Source organism: Alterotamlana spongicola (assembly GCF_035818475.1).
GTDB lineage: Bacteria > Bacteroidota > Bacteroidia > Flavobacteriales > Flavobacteriaceae > Cognatitamlana.
This window is the reverse complement of record NZ_JAYMGV010000001.1, coordinates 485,606-509,158: the sequence shown is the minus strand read 5'-3', so window position 1 is coordinate 509,158 and position 23,553 is coordinate 485,606. Positions and strand designations below refer to the sequence as shown.

The 23,553-nt window shown below is 35.0% G+C and carries 13 protein-coding genes; all 13 read left to right on the top strand.

The window, feature by feature from the left end:
- Positions 1-112 precede the first annotated feature (112 nt).
- Complete coding sequence (locus tag VOI54_RS02150) at positions 113-1,285, top strand: FecR family protein (protein WP_326281084.1); 1,173 nt, start codon at positions 113-115, stop codon at positions 1,283-1,285.
- Between the two features lie 150 nt (positions 1,286-1,435).
- A complete protein-coding gene (locus VOI54_RS02145; RefSeq protein WP_326281083.1) occupies positions 1,436-4,744 on the top strand; it encodes a SusC/RagA family TonB-linked outer membrane protein in 3,309 nt (1,102 codons plus the stop codon).
- A gap of 11 nt (positions 4,745-4,755) precedes the next feature.
- The gene (locus VOI54_RS02140) at positions 4,756-6,261 is read left to right on the top strand and encodes a RagB/SusD family nutrient uptake outer membrane protein (RefSeq protein ID WP_326281082.1); all 1,506 of its coding nucleotides are present in this window, start codon (positions 4,756-4,758) and stop codon (positions 6,259-6,261) included.
- Positions 6,262-6,466: 205 nt separating this feature from the next.
- Positions 6,467-7,492 carry a Holliday junction branch migration DNA helicase RuvB gene (gene ruvB / locus VOI54_RS02135; RefSeq protein WP_326281081.1) on the top strand — a complete coding sequence of 342 codons (1,026 nt, stop codon included), beginning with the start codon at positions 6,467-6,469 and terminating at the stop codon, positions 7,490-7,492.
- Between the two features lie 36 nt (positions 7,493-7,528).
- Positions 7,529-8,455: a tRNA epoxyqueuosine(34) reductase QueG gene (gene queG / locus VOI54_RS02130; RefSeq protein ID WP_326281080.1), complete on the top strand. Its 927-nt coding sequence runs from the start codon at positions 7,529-7,531 to the stop codon at positions 8,453-8,455.
- Positions 8,456-8,508: 53 nt separating this feature from the next.
- Positions 8,509-10,803, top strand: a complete 2,295-nt coding sequence (locus VOI54_RS02125; protein WP_326281079.1) for an NADP-dependent malic enzyme — start codon at positions 8,509-8,511, stop codon at positions 10,801-10,803.
- A gap of 55 nt (positions 10,804-10,858) precedes the next feature.
- Positions 10,859-11,440: a Holliday junction branch migration protein RuvA gene (ruvA, locus tag VOI54_RS02120; protein WP_326281078.1), complete on the top strand. Its 582-nt coding sequence runs from the start codon at positions 10,859-10,861 to the stop codon at positions 11,438-11,440.
- Positions 11,441-11,446: 6 nt separating this feature from the next.
- A complete protein-coding gene (gene sov, locus VOI54_RS02115; RefSeq protein WP_326281077.1) occupies positions 11,447-18,724 on the top strand; it encodes a T9SS outer membrane translocon Sov/SprA in 7,278 nt (2,425 codons plus the stop codon).
- 70 nt (positions 18,725-18,794) lie between these two features.
- Positions 18,795-19,175 carry a glycine cleavage system protein GcvH gene (gene gcvH / locus VOI54_RS02110; RefSeq protein WP_326281076.1) on the top strand — a complete coding sequence of 127 codons (381 nt, stop codon included), beginning with the start codon at positions 18,795-18,797 and terminating at the stop codon, positions 19,173-19,175.
- The gene (locus VOI54_RS02105) at positions 19,168-19,545 is read left to right on the top strand and encodes a VanZ family protein (protein WP_326281075.1); all 378 of its coding nucleotides are present in this window, start codon (positions 19,168-19,170) and stop codon (positions 19,543-19,545) included. The genes gcvH and VOI54_RS02105 overlap by 8 nt, the downstream gene beginning before the upstream one ends.
- Positions 19,546-19,602: 57 nt before the next feature.
- On the top strand, positions 19,603-20,322 hold the full coding sequence (locus tag VOI54_RS02100) for an energy transducer TonB (protein ID WP_326281074.1): 720 nt from the start codon (positions 19,603-19,605) through the stop codon (positions 20,320-20,322).
- A 166-nt stretch (positions 20,323-20,488) separates the two neighbouring features.
- Positions 20,489-21,229: an energy transducer TonB gene (locus VOI54_RS02095; protein WP_326281073.1), complete on the top strand. Its 741-nt coding sequence runs from the start codon at positions 20,489-20,491 to the stop codon at positions 21,227-21,229.
- Positions 21,230-21,449: 220 nt separating this feature from the next.
- A complete protein-coding gene (remB, locus tag VOI54_RS02090) occupies positions 21,450-23,549 on the top strand; it encodes a gliding motility outer membrane protein RemB (protein WP_326281072.1) in 2,100 nt (699 codons plus the stop codon).
- Positions 23,550-23,553 lie beyond the last annotated feature (4 nt).

Below are 23,553 nucleotides of genomic sequence, written 5' to 3'. Positions count from 1 at the left end.
TTGTATAAATTTTAAATATTTAGGGGGAATTTTAACAAATGTATAAAAAAAGATGAGAAAAAATAGAGGGGTGTGAAAATCTTGTACGTAATACTAAGTATAAACTATAAAGATGAAGCGCCCGGAAATAGATAAAATTATAGTTAAATTTCTAAATAAAGAAGCTAGTTTAACCGATTTAGAAACCCTTGAAGACTATTTAAAAAACCAAAAGGACACTTCTGTTTTTAATCGTTTTGTTGAAGTAGAATTTTTAACTGCTCATAGTATGGGACAATATAATTTGCATGAGGCAAAAGAATTGATTAACAAGCGGCTTATAGAAATAAACCGCAAACGGAAAATCAAGTTCTTTAAAAAAATTGCAGTTGCAGCTTCTATTCTTTTGGTTATGGGCCTTTCTTATATTCAATGGTCTGATACTTTTAAAAACAATGTAGAAGAAGTTAATGCTAAGAGCAATCATGCTGTTGAACCAGGTACAAATAAAGCCATATTAACATTTGAAAATGGAGATCAAATAAGTCTGGAGAAAGACAAATCGTTTCAAAAGGAAAATATATCGGTTGAAGGCCATAAAATTGTATATACCCAAAAAGGAGATATAGCAAGCCCTGAGAAGAAAATTGCCTATAACTATTTAACTATTCCCAGGGGCGGACAATATTTTGTGGTATTGGCTGATGGAACAAAGGTTTGGCTAAATTCAGAATCAAAATTAAAATTCCCTGTAGCATTTATTGATGGAGAGCCAAGACACGTAGAGCTTCTTTATGGTGAAGCTTATTTTGAAGTATCCCCAAGTTCTAAACATCGTGGCGCTAACTTTAATGTGCTTACAATGAACCAAAATGTAGATGTTTTAGGAACAGAATTTAATATTAAAGCCTACAAAGATGATCGTGAGATTACTACAACACTGGTTGGAGGAAAGATTGTTATTCAAAAAGGCGATGCAAAAAAAGAAATAAAACCCAATCAGCAATCTAAGATCAATCATGATTCAGATATAATTAACATTGTTGAGGTTGATGCTTCTCAGGAAATTTCATGGATAAATGGATTGTTTACATTTAGTGAAGCCAATTTATATGATATGATGAAAGAGCTAGCCAGATGGTATGATGCAGAAGTAATATTTGAAAACGCAGACAAAAAACAATTTGTATTTACGGGGGTGCTGGAAAGAACAAAAACTATTGATGAAATACTTCAAATTATTGAGGCTACCAGTGAAGGAGAAATAGTTTTTGAAATTAAAAAGAAAACAATTACCATAAAATAAAAAAGGAAAAGGCTACACATTGGACCGTAATAGCCTTTTTCCTAGACGATAACTAATTAAAACTATGTTTAACTAAATCAATGCAAATTTATGAATTTTAAATTTACAACAGGACACTCCTTTTATGGAAGGTGCCTCCTAAAGCTAATTATGAGAAGTTTTATTTTTTTATGCTGTACCATAACGTTTGCTTTTAGCCCAGGCAATGGGTTTTCCCAGGATGCAGAAGTTACTATTAAAAAAGATCAAACATTAAGTGTCAAGCAAATATTTAAGCTTATTAATAAGCAAACGGATTATAAATTTATTTATCGACACGATCTGATAAAGGATGCACCAAATCTGTATTTAAAGAAAGGCGTTATTAAAGCAAGTGACTTACTAAATGAAAGTTTAGCATCCATTAACTTCACTTATGCTTTTACAGAAAATAACACCATTATAGTTAAAAAAAGGCCAGAAGGGGCTTCTAATGGGGATTCTCAAAAAGAATCTGAGCTAGAATTACAGAATACCATCACAGGTGTAGTTTTAGATGAAACAGGAGTGCCTTTACCTGGAGCTAATATTATAGAGAAAGGGACAACTAATGGAGCTCAAACGGATTTTGATGGTAATTTTTCATTAGACTTATTAAGTGCAGATGCCACATTGGTGGTAAGCTATGTAGGGTACAAAGCCACTGAGGTTGTAGTGGGAAACCAAACGACTCTTAGAATAGCATTAGAATTAGATAGTACACTTGATGAAATTGTAGTAGTTGGATATGGTAGACAACGAAAAAGCGACTTAACAGGAGCCGTTTCTTCCATTAAATCTGAAGAAATAGCAAAAACGCCTCTTTTTAACGTAGCAGATGCTATAAGTGGTAAAGCTGCAGGTGTACAAGTAACTACTAATAATGGAAGCCCGGGAGCAGCTCCTACAATTCGTATTAGAGGTACAGGTACATTGAATGACTCATCTCCAATTTTTGTTGTGGATGGGTTGATTCTAGATGATATTACATTTTTAAATAATAACGATATTGCATCCATTGAGGTTTTAAAGGATGCCTCAGCTACAGCTATTTATGGTTCTCGTGGAGCAAATGGTGTTATTATGGTGACAACCAAAAGAGGAAAAAAAGGAAAAGCGCGTATAGACCTTAACGTTACCACAGGAGTTTCCCATGTAGAAAATGTTATTGATATGGTGAATGCCACTGAGTATGCCACTTTACAAAACCTAGCAGCTCTTAATGCCGGAGAAGCTGATGTGCCGTATCCAGACCCAGAATCCTATGGAGAAGGTGTTGATTGGTGGGATCAGTTATATTCTACAGCATTATCTCAGGATTATTCTCTCTCTGCAAGTGGCGCAACAGATAACGTGACCTATCATATAAGTGCAGGGCTTCAAGATCAAAAAGGACTAATAGAAAAAACAGATTTTCAACGTTTAACTTTACGCGCTAACAATGAGTATAAACTAAGTAAGCTCTTTAAAGTAGGTCATAATGTTAGTTATATTAAGACTAAAAAACTAAATGGCCCGGATGCTACACAAGCGGCATACAGAATACCGGCGGTATTTGAACCCTATAATGCAGATGGAACATTTAATGGAGATCCGGATTTTTCTAATCCACTTGTAGGTACATTTTATAACAACGCAGAGACAGAGAATGAGCGATTTATTGGGAACTTTTTTGGTGAAGTTACAGTAAGCGATTTTACATTCAGATCAACTTATGGGTTTGAAAAAAGTGATCAATTTGCATTAGCGTATGCACCTGAATTTTATGTGTCAGATATACAGTTTAGGGATCAGTCAATGTTAACAAAAACGTACAGAAGGTTTAGAAGCTATATTTGGGATAATATTTTAACATATACCAAAGAAATAGGGGATCATCATGTAGATTTATTAGCAGGTATTACTAAACAAGATACTTATTGGGAAAGATTACGAGGACAGGCTACTAATATTCCAGATAATAAAGATTTATGGTATTTAGATGCAACATTTGATCCGCTAAGTAGGGTCTCAGAAAATATAGGGGAGTCATGGTCTTATCTATCCTATTTATTTAGGGCTAATTATTCATTTAAGAATAGATACCTATTTACTGGAACGTATCGAATTGATGGGTCATCAAAATTCAGTAAAGACAATAGGTATGCACACTTTCCTTCTTTAGCAGCTGGTTGGAGAGTAACAGAAGAATCTTTTATGGACAATGTACATTCAATAAGCAACTTAAAATTAAGAGCTAGTTGGGGTAAAATAGGAAATGATAAAACTCGTAGCCCTTATCCATCAAAACAATTTCTTTCTACTACAGAAACTATTGGAGGAAATGAATCTGGGATAGTGGCTATTCAAGGACCAGATGAAACACCGCATCAGGGGGCAACGGCAATAATATTGGCAGATCCAAATATAAAATGGGAAACCACAACACAAACCGATATCGGTTTAGAACTAGGCTTATTTAATAATAAGTTAAAGGCAGAAATTGATTATTACAATCGTAAAACAGATGATATCCTTATCGATATACCAATAGCTTCTTATTTTGGTATTCGAGTGGATCCTACTGTAAATGCAGCGTCAGTTAAAAATCATGGGTTTGAATATGTATTAAGCTGGAGTGATGGCTCAGAAGATTTTAATTATAGTGTATCTGCAAATTTATCAACAATCAATAATGAGGTGTTGAGATTATCAGATAGAAGAAGTGTATTAAATGGCTCATTTCAATCTCAAACATTAACACGAACACAAACTGGAGGTCCTATAGGTGCATTTTGGGGATATAAAACCGCAGGGATTTTCCAAAATCAAGACCAAATTGATAACAGCCCTACTTTAGGAGGCGAAGCACCGGGAGATTTAATTTATGTAGACACCAATGGGGATGACGTTATAACGGAAGAAGACATGACAGTTATAGGGTCTCCAATAGCAGATTTTACATTTGGATTTAATGTGGCATTTGATTATAAGAATTTTGATTTTTCAATGGATGTAAATGGTGTTTACGGTAATGAAATTTTAAATCTTAAAGCAAAGAAGAGATGGAGCTCAACATATGACTATGAACAGCGCTTTGTACATAGTTGGAATGGAGAGGGAAGTACAAATGTACATCCACGAGTAAATAATGCAGATACACATAACGAACTACAAAATGATTATTGGTTAGAAGACGGGTCTTACTTAAGAATTAGAAATGTTCAATTAGGATATACTTTACCTAGAAAGCTTTTAGAAAAAATAAATATAGCTAATGTAAGATTTTTTACAGGAGTGACTAATTTAGTTACGTTTACAAAGTATTCTGGGTTTACACCAGATGTAACATTAACTCCTAGCCAAACTGGAGATACAAGTGATGTATTGTTATCAGGAATAGATTCTGGAGTATATCCATTGTCAACTACCTATAATTTTGGTTTAAACGTATCATTTTAAAAAAAGAGAACATGAAAAATAAAATTTCACATAGTATACTTTTATTAATTACAGTTTTATTAATGGGCTGTAATGATGATTTTTTAGAGAAATCACCGTTGGGTCAATATGCCACGGATAACTTTTTTACAGATGCAAAAGGAGCAGAAGCAGGGGTTAATGGTGCGTATAGCTATTTGCGTCATTGGGATATTGTTGTTTGGCCTTATGTTATGATGGGAGATATTTCATCTGATGACACCTATTTTGGTAATAAAAACAACAAACCGGGTGTAGAGATGGATCAATTTAATTTTACGCCTGCTAGTTTTGGCGGTGCTGTTTGTGACAATTGGTATACAGGGAACTTTGTATTAATAGCCCGTGCAAACTTGGTTATTAATAGTGAACCTTACTTCGAGTTTGAAGAATCATTACAAAAAAGAATATTAGCAGAAGCAAGATTTATTAGAGGGTTTGCATACTTTAATTTGGTAAAAGCCTTTGGAGGTGTTCCTATAATTACTGATGTTACCCCAGAATTAGACGGAGAATTTTTAACCAGAGCTTCAGAAGAAGAAACATGGGCAATTGCTGAAGAAGATTTAAATTACGCCATAGAAAACCTTCCTGAAAAATCTGAATATCATGAATCTCAATTAGGAAAGGTAACTAAAGGAGCTGCTAAAGCGATGCTAGCCAGAGCATATTTGTTTAGAAATGATTTTGCTAATGTTGAAAAATATGCTTTAGAAGTCATTAACTCAGGTGAATATCAATTACACCCTAATTACGAAGAGGTATTCATGCTTAGCGGTGAAAATGGCTCAGGTTCTGTTTTTGAAGTTCAAGCTACGCGTTCAGATACAGGAACCAAACTGGGGATTGATAAATACAGTACCATGCAAGGATCTCAAGGGTTAGGTTGGGGTATTAGCTCTCCAACACCTGAATTTGAAGCAGCATTTGAAGCTGATGATCCGCGTAGAGAGCATACAATAGCATATATTGGAGATATCTTATATGATGGGCAAACGGAGGTTAAAAGAAATTCTCCAAACCATGGTACCATGTGGAATCAAAAAGCACTTTTGCCAAAATATGCTTTTGACCCATCAGTCTCTATAGGCGGTGGAGGAGGAGGAGCTAATAACCCTGTTAATGTTAGGATTATTAGATACTCAGATGTGTTATTAATGGCAGCTGAAGCGCTTAATGAAAATGGAAACCCTGCACAGGCTTTAATTTATTTAAATATGGTAAGAGAAAGAGCCAGAGATGGTAATCCAACAATTTTGCCAGATGTAACAACTACAGATAAAGATGCCTTAAGAACAGCTATATGGCACGAAAGACGTGTGGAGCTAGGGTTGGAACAAGGAAGATACTGGGATATTCTTCGTCAGGGGAGAGCAGAAGATCTTCTTCATGCACAAGGTATAACGGATTATGAAGCTGTAAAACATCGTTATTTCCCAATTCCTCAAACTGAAATAGATAATACAGAGGGGTCTATAGAACAAAACCCGCATTATTAATAGAATAAAAGAATAACGCTGTTTAGAGAGAAGATAGTGTTATATAGATGCAGTTTAGAGTTTGCAGAAGAAAAAGCCTTTCCATTATGGAAAGGCTTTTTGTTTATATTTGCTTATATTACTTTTGTAATACCCAAGTTAATAAAGAAATTTATCTTAAATTATAATAAAATGTCACCCTGAATGTAAGTTAAGGGACTCCAATATGAATGAAAACCTAGATCCAACAAGCAATAGCTTCTCACCAGAAGAGATAGATGTAGAAAAGAAGTTAAGGCCTTTGTCATTTGATGATTTTACAGGGCAGGATCAGGTATTAGAAAATCTTCAAATATTTGTTCAGGCGGCTAATTTAAGAACAGAAGCCTTAGATCATACCTTATTTCATGGCCCTCCGGGGTTAGGGAAAACCACATTGGCTCATATTTTAGCTAATGAATTGAGCGTAGGGATAAAAGTGACCTCCGGGCCGGTTTTAGATAAACCCGGAGATTTAGCCGGTTTATTGACAAATCTTGAAGAACGCGATGTGTTATTTATTGATGAAATCCATAGATTAAGCCCCATTGTAGAAGAGTATCTATACTCGGCCATGGAAGATTATAAAATAGATATCATGATTGAGTCGGGGCCAAATGCCAGAACCGTTCAAATTAATTTAAACCCGTTTACTTTGGTAGGAGCTACAACAAGGTCGGGATTATTAACGTCTCCCATGCGGGCACGTTTTGGTATTCAAAGTAGACTCCAATATTACAAAACAGATTTATTAACCACCATAATACAAAGAAGTGCTACTATATTAAATGTTCCTATTTCAATGGAAGCCGCTGTTGAAATTGCAGGGCGTAGCAGGGGAACACCTCGAATAGCCAATGCGTTATTACGCAGGGTTCGGGATTTTGCCCAAATAAAAGGCAATGGGCGTATAGATATCAAAATTGCAAAATATGCTCTGGAAGCTTTACATGTAGATGCCCATGGTTTGGATGAAATGGATAATAAAATTCTATCCACCATCATTGAAAAATTTAAAGGTGGGCCTGTTGGGATTACTACTATTGCTACAGCGGTTAGTGAAAGCCCTGAAACCATAGAAGAGGTCTATGAACCTTTTTTAATTCAGCAGGGGTTCATAATGCGTACCCCGCGTGGGCGCGAGGTAACAGAACAGGCGTATAAACATTTAGGAAAGGTTAAAGGAGCAGCACAGGGCGGGCTTTTTGATTAATTCTGTTATTCTGAGCTTGTTTCAGAATTTCATATCATGAATCCAAAAACAAAACATACACAACTTATAAAGACCGAAGCAAAACGCCTCGGTTTTTTGTCTTGTGGAATAAGTAAAGCCCGGTTTTTAGAGGAAGAAGCACCAAGATTAGAAAAATGGCTGAACAATAATATGCATGGTGAAATGCATTATATGGAAAATCATTTTGATAAGCGCTTAGATCCAACAAAACTGGTAGAAGGCTCTAAAAGTGTTGTGTCATTATTGCTTAATTACTACCCTTCAGAAAAACAACTTGATAAAACTGCACCTAAAATCAGTAAATATGCCTACGGCACAGATTATCATTTTGTTATTAAAGATAAACTCAAATCACTTTTACAATTTATACAAGAAAAAATAGGAGAAGTCCAGGGAAGGGCATTTGTAGATTCAGCACCTGTTTTAGATAAGGCTTGGGCAGCACGGTCGGGTTTGGGGTGGATAGGTAAACATAGTAACCTAATCACGCAACAAGTGGGTTCCTTTTATTTTATAGCAGAATTAATTATTGATCTGGACTTGGACTATGATACCCCGGTAACAGACCATTGCGGAACTTGTACGGCGTGTATTGATGCTTGCCCAACAGAAGCTATCAAAGCACCCTATGTGGTAGATGGCAGTAAGTGTATTTCTTACTTTACTATTGAATTAAAAGAAAATATTCCAATGGAGTTTAAAGGACAATTTGATAATTGGATGTTTGGTTGTGACGTGTGTCAGGATGTATGCCCTTGGAACCGTTTTTCTAAACCGCATAAAGAGCCTTTGTTTAATCCACATCCAGAACTATTAGCAATGACTAAAAAAGATTGGGAGGAGATTACTCAGGAAACTTTCAGTAAAGTATTTCAAAAATCTGCTGTAAAACGTACTAAGTTTTCAGGATTAAAACGAAATATCAATTTTTTAAAAGAATAGGTATAGCTTGATTAGGATTGTTATCTTTGTTCGTTTAATAATTATCCATTATTATGAGTGAAGAAAGTAAACGAAGAGAGGCATTAATATATCACGCTAAACCCACTCCGGGGAAAATAAAAGTAGTACCAACAAAAAAATATGCGAGTCAAAGAGATTTGTCGTTGGCCTATTCACCGGGTGTAGCGGCACCTTGCTTAGAGATTGAAAAAGAAAAAGATACAGCTTATAAATATACGGCTAAAGGTAATTTAGTAGCCGTTATTTCTAACGGAACAGCAGTTCTGGGTTTAGGTAATATAGGTCCTGAAGCTTCAAAACCTGTAATGGAAGGAAAAGGCCTTTTGTTTAAAATTTTTGCAGATATTGATGTTTTTGATATAGAAGTAGATACTGAAAATGTTGAAGAGTTTATTCAAACAGTAAAAAATATAGCCCCAACATTTGGAGGGATTAATCTGGAAGATATCAAAGCGCCCGAAGCTTTTGAAATAGAAAGACGTCTTAAGGAGGAGTTGGATATTCCAGTAATGCATGATGACCAGCACGGTACTGCTATTATTTCGGCAGCAGCTTTATTAAATGCTGTAGAGCTGGCTAAGAAGAAAATAGAGAAAGTAAAAATAGTTATAAGTGGTGCTGGTGCCGCAGCAATTTCTTGTTCCAGATTATATCAGGCTTGTGGGGCCAAACGTGAGAATATGGTCATGTTGGATAGCAAAGGTGTGATAAGAGATGATAGAGAGAATTTATCTAAAGAAAAAGCAGAATTTGCAACACGCAGAAAGATAGACACTTTAGATGAAGCAATGAAAAATGCGGATGTGTTTATTGGGCTTTCTATGGCAAATATTGTGACTCCGGAAATGCTTTTATCTATGGCTAAAAACCCCATTGTTTTTGCCATGGCTAATCCGGATCCGGAAATTAAATATGATCTGGCCATAGCTACACGTAAAGATATTATTATGGCCACGGGAAGAAGTGATCATCCTAACCAAGTAAATAACGTTTTAGGATTTCCGTTTATTTTTAGAGGTGCTTTAGATGTTAGAGCTACTAAAATAAACGAAGCCATGAAAATGGCTGCAGTAAAGTCTTTAGCAAAATTAGCTAAGGAACCTGTTCCAGAACAAGTTAATGTGGCTTATGGTGAAACCCGGTTGACTTTTGGAAAAGACTATATTATCCCCAAACCATTTGATCCAAGGTTAATTGCTGAAGTACCGCCAGCTGTAGCAAAAGCAGCTATGGAAAGTGGTGTGGCCGGAAAACCAATTAAAGATTGGGAAAAATATAAAGATGCATTATTGGAACGTTTAGGCTCTGATAATAAATTGGTTAGATTACTGTTAAATAGGGCTAAACTTGCTCCTAAACGCATTGTTTTTGCTGAGGCTGATCAGTTAGATGTTTTAAAGGCGGCTCAAATTGTCTATGAAGAGGGTATAGCAATTCCAATTTTATTAGGACGTAAACAGACCATTGAGGCATTAATGGCAGAAATAGAATTTGAAGGTGATATAGAAATTAGAGACCCTAAGACAGAAGAAGAAAACGATTGTAAAAATAGATATGCCAAAGTATACTGGCAACAACGTAAACGTAGAGGTGTTACCTATTATTCGGCACAGCGCTTAATGAGAGAGCGTAATTATTTTGCAGCTATGATGGTTAATGAAGGAGATGCAGATGGTTTGATTTCAGGCTATTCTCGTAATTATCCAACCGTTGTAAAACCAATGCTAGAACTTATAGGTTTGGCAAAAGGTGTAAGTAAGGCTGCTACAACTAACCTTATGATGACCAAAAGAGGTCCATTGTTTTTAAGTGATACTTCAATTAACATTGATCCGGACACGAAAACTTTGGCCAAAATTGCTCAGATGACCGCTCAGGTTATAAAAATGTTTGGATTGAACCCTGTTATGGCTATGACATCGTATTCAAATTTTGGGTCTTCTGATAACGAAAGAGCATCAAAAGTGCGGGAGGCTGTATCATATTTGCATCGCCATTATCCAGATTTAGATGTTGACGGCGAATTGCAAACAGATTTTGCTTTAAATGATGAGATGCTTCGTGAAAGGTTTCCGTTTTCTAAATTGGTAGGAAAAAAAGTAAATGCTTTAATTTTTCCAAACCTGGATTCTGCTAACATCACTTATAAACTATTAAAAGAACTGCATGAAGCGGATTCTATTGGGCCCATTATGCTAGGTATGAAAAAACCTGTACATATACTACAATTAGGAGCTAGTGTTGACGAAATAGTCAATATGACGGCTATTGCAGTTATTGATGCTCAATATAAGGAAAAATATGAATTGGAAAATGCTGAGCGGTAAGCTGATAGAATGTAAATAATTTTATTACATTTGGTCGGATAACCAATGTTGATTTATGATTACTCATATTCAGGGAAAACTTACCGAAAAAAATCCAACTCATGTTGTTATTGATTGTAATGGTGTGGGATATTTACTCAATATTTCGTTGCATACATTTTCCCAAATCCCGGATAATGAACACTTAAAATTATTTACACATCTTCAGGTTAAAGAAGATTCACATACGCTATATGGATTCTCTTCTTTGGCTGAGCGTGAAATTTTCAGGTTGTTAATTTCTGTTAGTGGTATAGGTGCCAGTATAGCACGTACAATGCTATCGTCTCTAACACCAAAGCAGGTGAGAGAGGGTATTGCCTCAGGTGATGTGGCTTTAATTCAATCCATAAAAGGTATTGGAGCCAAAACTGCACAACGTGTAATACTGGATTTAAAAGATAAAGTTTTAAAGATTTATGATATTGATGAAGTTTCTGTAGCTAAAGGCAATACCAGTAAAGATGAAGCGTTATCTGCTTTAGAAGTTCTTGGGTTTGTTAAAAAACAGGCTGAGCGTGTAGTGGATAAAATTATAATTACCCAACCCGATGCTAACGTAGAAACAATTATCAAACTGGCTTTAAAAAATTTGTAATATATTTTGAACTTAACTAACCTTATATTTTATAAATCCATTAAACAGTTCTTTGTATTAGCTTTTGTGCTGTGTTTTTCAATAGTGTCATGGGGGCAACAAACACCTCAGGATTCAGTAAAAACAGGCTTTAGTTTGGGGAAATTAAATTTGCCAAACCCTAACTCAATTGAGTCTAAATATACCTATGATCCTATAACAGACAGATATATCTATACTGAAAAAATAGATGGTTTCAATATTAATTATCCTGTTATTTTATCACCAGAAGAATATTATGCTTTGGTGGCCAAAGAGAACCTAAGAAGTTATTACAAAGAAAAAATAGATGCTTATGACGGTAAGAAGGCGGGGTCTGAAGAAGAAAGAAAGAACCTGTTACCAGAGTTTTACGTAAAATCAGGGTTGTTTGAATCCATATTTGGAGGAAACACCATTGAAGTGATTCCACAGGGATCAGTAGAAATGGATTTAGGCGTGCTATTTTCAAAACAGGACAATCCATCATTTTCTCCAAGAAACAGGAGTAATTTTACTTTTGATTTTGATCAGCGTATAAGTCTGAGTTTAGTAGGTAAAGTTGGAACCAGATTACAGGTTAATGCCAATTATGATACCCAATCTACTTTTGATTTTCAAAATTTGGTTAAGTTAGAATATACACCTACAGAAGATGATATTATACAAAAAATAGAAGTTGGTAATGTAAGTATGCCATTAAACAGTTCCCTGATTACCGGTGCACAAAGTTTGTTTGGTGTAAAAGCACAATTGCAGTTTGGGAAAACAACAATAACAGGGGTGTTTTCTGAACAAAAATCACAGTCTAATACCGTAGTGGCTCAAGGAGGAGGAACACTTGAAGAGTTTGACTTTTTTATCAGAGAATATGATGAAAACAGGCATTTCTTTTTGGCACATTATTTTAGAGATAATTATGACGATGCTTTAAAGAATTATCCGTTTATAAACAATAAAGGACTTCAGATAACAAGACTAGAAGCTTGGATAACCAATAGAAGTAATAGAACGGATAACGTTAGGAATATAGTAGCACTCCAGGATTTAGGAGAACGAGATAGATTGGGGTCTACTGTTAATCCATTACCAGGTGCTATTGAGCTACCAAATAATGGGAACAATGCCTACGACCCAACAATTATTGGTGACGCCGATTCACAACTTACCGAAGCCATTAGAGATATCTCTACCATACAAGCAGGGATTTTAGTCCCTAATGTAAATGAAGGCTTTGACTATGCCAAACTTGAAAATGCCCGAAAATTAACAAATGGGCAAGAATATACGCTGAATGTAGAATTAGGATATATCTCATTAAACCAAAGACTAAATAATGATGAGGTTTTAGCAGTAGCTTTTCAATATACACTGGGTGGGAAGGTTTATCAGGTAGGAGAGTTTGCCAATGATGGTATTGATGCCACAGGTGTTGAAACTAACCCTGATGGAGATGTTGTAAACGTTATAAATACCAATTTGGTGTTGAAAATGCTAAAGAGTAGTATCACAAATGTTGATATGGAGGTATGGGACTTAATGATGAAGAATATTTATGATACCGGAGCCTATAATTTAAGTCAAGACGATTTTAAACTGAATATATTTTATAACGAAGCTTCACCGCTAAACTTCATAAAACCTGTAGGAGATAACTTTGATTTGGATATAAATGGAAATCCGGTGTCAGGAAGTACAGATGATAAAGATTTAATTCAAAATGTACCCTTATTAAGAGTATTCAATTTAGACAAACTGAACTTTAATAATGATCCGCAGACCAGAGGTGATGGTTTTTTTGATTTTGTTCCGGGAATAACGGTTATGCCTCAAAATGGAAAACTGGTATTTACCAGCGTTGAGCCCTTTGGAGAATATTTATTTAATGTTTTAGGAGGAGGAGATTATGAAAATAGTTCTAATTATAATGATGACCAGGCAAAATATGTATATGATGTGCTTTATAAAAGTACAAAAACAAAGGCCTTAGATGAGGTTGAAAAAAACAAGTTCAAGCTAAAAGGGCGCTACAAATCCAGTGGGGGAGACGGCATACCTATAGGCTCTTTTAATGTGCCCAGAGGGTCAGTAAGAGTTACGGCAGGAGGACGCGTTTTAGTAGAAGGCATAGATTATACGGTTAACTATCAACTGGGGCGTGTTCAAATCTTGGACGAAGCTTTAAAAGCATCAAATACCCCTATTGAAGTATCTACAGAAAATAATGCAGTTTTTGGTCAACAAACAAGACGCTTTACAGGAATAAATGTAGAACATAAATTCAATGAAAATTTCCTGTTGGGAGCAACTTTTTTAAATCTTAACGAGCGCCCTATTACCCAAAAAGCTAATTATGGAACGGAATCTATAAACAATACTATTTTTGGATTAAATGGTAATTATGCTACCAAAGTGCCTTTCTTAACCAGGTTAGCCAATAAATTACCTAATATTGATACAGATGTAGAGTCTAATTTATCTCTAAGAGGTGAATTTGCATATTTAGCACCCGGAGCACCAAAAGGAACAGATTTAAATGGAGAAGCTACCTCATATATTGATGATTTTGAGGGGTCGCAAAACGGTATTGATTTAAAATCACAACAATCATGGTTCCTGTCAAGTAGGCCTATAGGTTTAAATGTTGCAAGTAACCCAACAGAGGATGAAAATGGAATTCAAAATGGTTACCAAAGAGCTATGCTGAACTGGTATTCCATTGACCCTATATTTTATAGTAGTCAAAGGCCAACCGGTATATCAGATGATGACCTTTCAGGGTTATATACCAGCCGTGTGTTTATTAATGAATTGTTTCCGAATAGAGATTTAGTTCAGGGGCAAAACTCCGTACTTTTCACATTAGATTTGGCGTATTATCCTGAGGAAAGAGGACCATACAATTTTGATCCAACATCTGCAGATGGTATTTTAGATGCGCCTGAAGACAGTTGGGCGGGTATAACCAGGCAAATTACGTCTACAGATTTTGAACAGCAAAATGTAGAATATATTGACTTTTGGTTACAAGATCCGTTTCAGGAAAACCCTACAAACCCTGGAGGGAAGTTAGTTTTTAATTTGGGTAATATTTCAGAAGATATTATAAAAGATGGTAAAAAACTGTATGAAAATGGATTACCTAAAGATGGGGATATAAGTTTATTGCCAAAAACAGCCTGGGGTACTGTGACTCCCCAAAACCAATCCTTAATTTATGCCTTTGACACATCCGGAGAAGAACGAATCAATCAGGATGTTGGTTATGATGGTTATAATGATGTGGAAGAAGCTAATGAGTTTGGAGCAAATTTTGGAGCAGACCCTGCAAATGATAATTACACCTATTTTCTGAATGCTGAAGGTGATATTTTTGAACGTTATAAAAAGTATAATGGTGTTCAGGGCAATACACCCGATACGTTCTCAAATACAGATAGAGGCGCCAATACGCAACCCGATGTAGAGGACATTAATCGTGATAATACCATGAATACGATTGATAGTTATTTTGAATATGAGTTGGAAGTCACAAGACAAAACTTACCAATCTCTCAAGCCGATTTTGATAACCTTCCGGATACTAATCCGCTTAAGAAATTCTTAAGAGATTTTAAAGAACGCCCCCGTGCTTTACCAAATGGAGAATCCGTAACCGTAAGGTGGTACCAGTTTAGAGTTCCGGTAGAAGGCCCACATGTTAAGGAAATAGGAAGAATTTCGGATTTAAGATCAATAAGGTTTTCAAGAATATATTTAAAGGAATTTACGGAGCCTACAGTATTTCGCTTTGGTACCTTAGATTTGGTTAGAAGTGATTGGAGGCGTTTTACTTTACCACTGGATAGAAATGCACCGGATCCGGATGATACACAAACAGAATTTTCAGTAGGTGTTATAGGGACATTGGAAAATGACGGAAGATATCAAAGTCCCCCGGGAATTGAACCGGAACGGTTGTTTAATAACAATACGGTGGTACGACAAAATGAACAATCTTTAGTGGTGAATACATGTGGTTTAGAACCAAGAGACGCCAGAGGAGTCTTTAAAAATATAAGTATTGATATGCGCCAGTATAAGCGTATGAGAATGTTTATGCACGCCGAAGATCAAGATAAAGTAATGGGTAATCTTGAAGATGGAGATTTGGTTGGCTTTATTAGAATGGGAAATGATTTAGTTGATAATTTTTATCAAATAGAATTACCATTGAAGGTCTCAGAGGACATGACTAGAGAGGGTTTATGGCCTACAGAAAATGAAATTAATTTGCCTATAGAAATTTTAGGCAAAATAAAGGCGGAAGGGATTTCTGAGATGACTTTAGGTAATGAAGATCCTACATTTTATGATGTAGTTGATGGAGAGATTGTTCCAGTTGATGATCCTTTCTCAGGCTATGTTTTAGGACAACACCGTGTAGCCATTAAAGGAAACCCTAACTTTGGAGATATTAGATCTTTGATGGTTGGTGTAAAAAATGCTTCAATCGATAATTCACTTCCTAATGGAGAAGAGCTTTGTAGTGAAGTTTGGTTTAATGAATTACGGTTATCAGATTTAGATAATGAAGGTGGTTGGGCAGCAGTAGTAAGTATGGATACTAATATTGCCGACTTTGCAAACATTAGTGCTACAGGAAGACAAAGTACATCAGGTTTTGGATCTTTAGAGCAGGGGCCAAGTCAGCGTAGTTTAGAGGATGTACAGCAGTATGATGTAGTTACTAATATTAACATTGGCCAGCTTTTACCAAAAGAATGGGGAATTCAGTTACCCTTTAATTATGGGCAAAGTGAGGAGCTTATTACGCCTAAGTATGATCAGGTTTACAAAGATTTAACCTTAGATTCTCGTTTGGATGCAGCTGATACCAATGAGGAAAGAGAAATCATAAGGCAACGTTCTGAAGATTATACCAAACGTCAGAGTATTAACTTTATAGGAGTTAGAAAAGTTAGAACCACAGATAAAGAACCACGTTTTTATGATGTGGAAAACCTAACTTTAAACTATTCTTATAATAAAGTTGAACACAGAGATTTTGAAATTGAAAACTCTGTAAATAAAGCATTGAGACTAGGAGCAAATTATGCACATAATTTTAATGCAAAACCTATAGAGCCATTTAAAGAGAATGATTCATTATTTACAGGTAAGTATTGGAAATTTTTAAAAGATTTCAACCTTAATTTAATGCCAACAAGCTTTACAATTAATACCGATTTAAATAGACAGTTCAATAAACAAAGATTTAGAGAAGTAGACCTTACCGGGGAGAATATAGCTATAGAAGAATTATTCAGAAGAAATTATACTTTTGATTTTCAGTATGCCATTAATTACAACTTGACAAAATCCTTACAGCTTAATTTTACAGCGGCAAACAATAATATAGTTAGAAACTATTTTAAAAATGACGATTTTATTACAGGAGAGCAGGATGAAACTCTAGATATTTGGGATGGGCTGTTGGATTTTGGAGACCCCAATAGACAGAGTCAAAATTTAGGAATTACCTATCAACTACCATTAAATAAAATCCCTACATTTAGTTTTCTTGATGCTACGTATCAATATAATGGTACATTTCTATGGCAAAAAGGCTCGGATTTGTATGGTAACATAATGCTTGAAAATGATCCAAGAATTTATGATTTGGGTAATACCATTCAAAACTCAAGTGTACATAATATAAATGCGTCGTTAGACATGAATCGTTTATATAAATATATTGGCCTGACAAAAAAGCCAATTCGTAGGGTAAGAGCCAGAAATACAGGTCCAGGAGGCCCTCCGGGAGGTAGCCCCCAGCAATCAGCACCTTCAAAGCCTAAAAGCCAAACGGGCACAAAGCTAATGAATATCGGAATAGATATTTTAACAAGTGTAAAACGGATTCAGCTGAATTATTCTGAGAATAACGGTACATTTTTGCCTGGATATACCCAAACTCCTGGTTTTATAGGAACACTAAGGCCTTCTGTTGGATTTACCTTTGGTAGTCAAAGTGATATAAGGCATCTGGCAGCCAGAAGAGGCTGGCTAACCGTTTTTCCGGAGTTTAACCAGCAATACACTACAACACATACTGAACAATTAGATTATTCGGCAAGCTTACAACCGGTGAGAGACTTAAAAATAGATATAGTAAGTAATAGAGCATATCATGAGAATTATGCAGAGAACTTTAGAGTAGATGAATTAGGTTCAAGTACTTATCAATACAATTCTTTAACACCAAATACTTTTGGAAACTTCAGTATATCTACATTGTTAATTAAAACAGCATTTCAAAAAAGCGATGAAATAACATCTGATGCTTTTGATGATTTTAGGGCAAATAGATTAAAAGTGGCAGAAAGGCTTGCAGAAGAGTTCTATGGTAATAATAATTATGATAGAGATGATGAAGGCTACCCATTAGGGTTTGGTAAAAACAATCAGAAAGTGCTTTTACCATCTTTTTTGGCAGCTTATAAAGGACAGGATACAGAAAAAATATCAACAAGAGCATTTAGGGATGTGCCAATTCCTAATTGGGATTTGAAGTATACGGGCTTTATGAAGTTCAACTGGTTCAAAAAACGATTTAAGCGTTTTTCTTTAACCCATGGGTATCGTTCAACATATACAATTAATCAGTTTACAACTAATTTGAATTTGAATTTGGATGAAGATGCTAATGAAAAGCCTATTCCGGGATTACCTTATCCAAATCAGCCTCAGGAAGCATTAGATCAATCCGGGAATTTTAAAAATGAAATACTGTATAGTAATATTAACTTGACCGAAATGTTCAGCCCTTTGGTGAGAATAGATTTTGAAATGAAGAATTCCGTTAAAATTCTTGCTGAAGTTAAGAAGGACAGATTGCTGTCATTAAGTTTTGATAATAATCTAATGACTGAGGTTAAAGGAAATGAATATGTTATAGGTTTAGGTTACAGAATCAAAGATTTGCGTATACGTTCTAAGTTAGCAGGACCTCAAAAGCGTATTGTGAGCGATTTAAATATGAAAGCAGATGTATCAGTAAGAGATAATAAAACCATAATAAGGTATTTAGATCTGGAAAATAATCAAATTACATCCGGGCAAACCATATGGGGTGTAAAGTATTCAGCAGATTATGCATTTAGTAAAAATTTGACCGGGATATTTTATTTTGATTATACATTCTCAGAATATGCCATCTCAACAGCATTTCCGCAAACAACCATAAGATCAGGATTTACGCTTAGATATAATTTTGGGAATTAATAAATAATCTATTTGAATTTAAGATTTGAATAAATACATTTGTTGAATAAATGATATTAAAAAAATAAACATGAACATTCCATCAGAATTAAAGTATACCAAAGACCACGAGTGGATAAAAATGGATGGCGATATAGCAACAATTGGCATCACTGATTTTGCACAAAATGAATTAGGAGATATAGTCTATGTAGAAGTAGAAACTCTTGATGAAACTTTAGAAGCAGACGAAATTTTTGGAACTGTTGAAGCCGTTAAAACAGTATCAGATTTATTTTTACCATTGTCAGGTGAAATCATTGAATTTAATGAGGCTTTAGAAGATGAGCCGGAAAATGTGAATTCAGATCCTTATGGTAATGGTTGGATGATTAAAGTAAAATGTTCAGACCTTTCTCAAGTTGAAGGATTGATGTCTGCGGATGATTATAAAGCACTCATAGGTGCTTAAAAAAGCGGCACTTTTAGCAGCGATTAGTTATTCTTTAATATTGGCAATAGTTAGTTTAATTAAACTAAACAATCTGCCTGATGTTGGGATATCTTTTGCTGATAAAATATTTCATTTTTTAGCCTATGCCCTTTTAACATTATTATGGTTTGGAGCATTTTCTTATTCGCTTAACCTGAAAAAAAAACAAGCGGTTTTATATGCAGCAATCTTAGCTATTATATTTGGTATAATTATTGAGGTATTACAAGATACAATGACAGATTCAAGAGCATTGGATATGTATGATGTTGTAGCGAATACTTTGGGAGCTTTATTGGCGTCAATTGTATTGAAGGTTAAAAACAAATTACAAGTTAAAAACGATTAAACACTTGTTTTTTTGGTAAATAAAATGTTATTTTAGCAATCTTGAAAAACTTAAATTATGGAACCTAAAAAAAATCCTAAGGCTAATGTAGGGCGTAACAGTTCACTTTACTTCGCAATTGGTTTAGCTTTAATGCTATTCTTAACAAATTACGCCATCAATTTTAAAACATACGATAAATCAGATATTGATATCGGAATGGTAAATATGGAAGAAGAGTTAGAAGAGGAAATTCCATTAACTGAGCAAATCCAGACACCACCTCCACCTCCACCTCCACCAGCTGCACCGGAAGTGATTGAAATTGTTGAAGATGAAGTTGAGATAGAAGAAACCGTGATAGAGTCTACTGAAGTTGATCAGGAAACTGAAATTGTAGAAGTAGAAGAAGTAGAAGTGGTTGAAGTAGAAGAAGATATTGATGTTCCTTTTTCAGTGATTGAAAACGTACCAGTTTTCCCAGGATGTGAAAAGGGTAATAATGCTAAGAAAAGAGACTGCATGTCTAAGAAAATACAACAATTTGTAAATAAAAAATTTAATACAGAGTTGGCCAGTGATTTAGGTTTATCAGGTAGACAACGTATTAATGTGATTTTCAAGATAGATAAAACAGGGACAGTTACTGGAATTCGTGCCAGAGCACCACACCCAGGATTAGAAAAAGAAGCTGCGCGTGTTATTGGATTATTACCAAAAATGAAACCGGGTAAGCAACGTGGTAAGCCGGTAAACGTTCCATATTCTTTACCGATTATTTTCCAGGTTCAAGATTAAATTTCAGACTTAAGTCTTTAAAAATAAAATCCCGTTACATAACTGTAACGGGATTTCTTTTTTGGTATGCTTCTTGTGATTTTATCATAATATTAACATCAAAACTATAATTATTATGAGTAATCAAAAGAAAACTCACGATCTCATTCGGCAAAATGAGCAAATCGTGAAAAAATCACAAAAGCATGACGCAAATTTACAAAAAAACACAACCCTTTATTTTCAAATTGGGCTGATTGTGTGTTTACTGGCTACATTTGGATTGCTGGAAATGAAATTTGAAACTACTATTCCGGAGTTTGGAGAGGGTCTACCTCCGTTAGACGAGCCTATTCCAATAGATGTTCCTCTTATTAAAACTAAAGTCCCAGAAATAGTTGAACCGGTTCAACAAAAACAAAGAAAACAACCCGAGAGCTATAAAGAAGTACCGAATGATACTCCGGAGAATCTATTTAAAGAGGCATTTGAGGAACCTCAAATAGATACCCCGCCTTTAAACCCAGATGATTTTGTGCCACCGGTAGAGAAACCTGAAGAGTCAGTCAATGTTAGGTTTGTAGCCATTCAAGATGCTCCCATTTATCCCGGATGTGAAAAAGCTAAAGGGAATGAAGCAAGAAAAAAATGCATGTCAGAGAAAATATCAAAGCTGGTTAGACGTAAGTTTAATGGTAGTGATATAGCATCAGGCTATGGGCTACAAGGGAGGCAAAAAATAGATGTGGAGTTTACCATAGATAGAACGGGTAAAGTAACCGGAATTAAAACCAGAGCACCTCACCCTAAGTTAAGAGAGGAAGCAGAACGCGTAATTAATTATATTCCGGAAATGACACCGGGCAGACAACATGATAAAAATGTAGGTGTTATTTACAATTTACCAATTATATTTCAGGTAGAATAAACTGGCATAACACTGTATAATTTAAAATTATAAAAGCCGTTATCTCTATGCAGGTAGCGGCTTTTTTTAATATGACATTGCTAAATATGCTCAGGTTTATATACTTCAATTTGTTCAGCAAAAGACTATTTACAGATAACATAGTTTTGGATTGTACTATAAATACAGGTTCTAAAAAAAATAGTATCTTTCAAACCAAAATTAAACCTCAACAAACAGCATGAAGCAATTCATTGTACTCGTTTTACTTTTAGTTCAATATAGTAGTTATTCCCAAAACGTATTTTTATCTGAAAAACCTCCTGTATTTCCTAATTGTGAGGGCGTTGCCATAGATTCATTACAAAAGTGCTTTGACAAAAACGTGTTTGACCAGATTTATAATAATTTTAAGGTTCCACAGCGTGTTTTTGATGAAAATTACAAAGGAGAGGTTGTTGTGCTCTTTGAAGTAGATACTACCGGGCAATTTAGAGTGATTTATACTGATGCACTGTATAAAGAATTAAAAGATGAAGCTATAAGAGTGTTTTCAGAGTTTCCTAAAATAAAACCAGCTACTTATAATACAAGAAAAACATTTAAGCAATATAGTATCCCTATTAAAATACCTTTAGTTAATCAATCTGTGGTAACACAAGATTTAGCTAAAACCAACAAAATATCAAAACTCGAAGAACAAGCAAAAAGGGAGTTTGATTCTGTTTCCCGTAGTAAGACAAATTTTGAAACCCCTGCTTATAATAGTCAGTTGAATATACCTTTTACACATCATGATTATTCAAGGTTTGACCGGAACATGAATCTTTTAGGAACAAATAGTCATACAGCTTCTAAACCGTTTCTTTATGAAGAAGTAGCTCAGTATTATAATTTCAAGACTGAAAAGGAAAAGCTTCAAAAAGAAGCTACAACCTGGGCAGGTAGAAAACTTTGGAATGAACATTTGGTTCAATTGCAGGGAAAAGATTATTGGTTTACTATTGACCCTGTTTTTGATCTTCAGGCAGGAAAAGATACCGATGCTGATTTTAAATCTACGTATAACAATACCAGGGGTATTGTAGTGCAAGGAGGTTTAGGTAAAAATTTTAATTTTTATACAGCAGTTTTTGAAAGTCAGGGGCGATTTGCAGATTATGTAAACAGGTATGCCGAAAGCTTAAAAGCATTTGGCCCGGACCCGGCAATTATTCCGGGGAGAGGCATTGCAAAACGATTCAAAACAGATTCTTATGACTACCCTGTAGCAGAGGCGTATTTATCTTATACACCGTCCAAATATTTTAACTTTCAGTTTGGTCATGGGAAGACCTTTATTGGAGACGGGTATCGGTCGTTAGTATTGAGTGATGTTGCAAGTCCGCACCCGTTCTTTAAAATAAATACTAAGTTTTGGAAAATTAAGTATACCAATACCTGGATGTGGTTAAGGGATGTTCGCCCCGAAGCAGAGCAAGACAAATCGTTTTTAACAAAATATATTGCCAATCATTATTTAAGCTGGAATGTTTCAAAACGATTGAATTTAGGTTTTTTTGAATCTGTTATTTGGGAGAATTCTAATAACAGGGGATTTGATGTAAACTATCTGAACCCTATCATTTTTTATAGAGCAATAGAATTCCAAACCGGGCAGGGTGCGGGAAATGCTATTTTAGGAGCTACTGCTAAATATAAATGGAATGATAATATTAATATGTATAGTCAGTTTATATTGGATGAGTTTTCTTTAAACGATATAAAAGCTGGTGAAAAAAGTTGGAAGAATAAATATGGATATCAGCTGGGAATTAAATACTATAATGCTTTTAAGATAGATAACTTAATGCTTCAATTGGAATACAATAGAATTCGTCCTTATACCTATTCTCATAATACTATTGTTCTTAATTATGCACACAGTAATGAATCAAAGGCTCACCCATGGGGAGCAAATTTCAGTGAAGCCATTGTAATTGGCAGATATCACTATAAGCGTTGGTTTGCCAATGCAAAACTTATTTTTGGAGTTAGAGGGCTAGATTTTAATGATGGAAATGATGATTTTAGCTATGGTGCTGATATTTATAGAGATTATAATGATAGGCCTTTTGATACCGGAGTTAAGATAGGACAGGGAATAAAAACGAAAATATTTAATGGTAATTTACAGGCCGGCTATCTCATTAATCCGTCCTCCAATTTAAAGGTGTTTACAGATATTACTGTTAGAGATTTTAACCCGGAAGCCAATACAGTCTCTACGTTTAAAAATAATACCATATGGATAAACTTTGGTTTAAGAACAGATTTGTTTAACTGGTATTTTGATTTTTAACTAA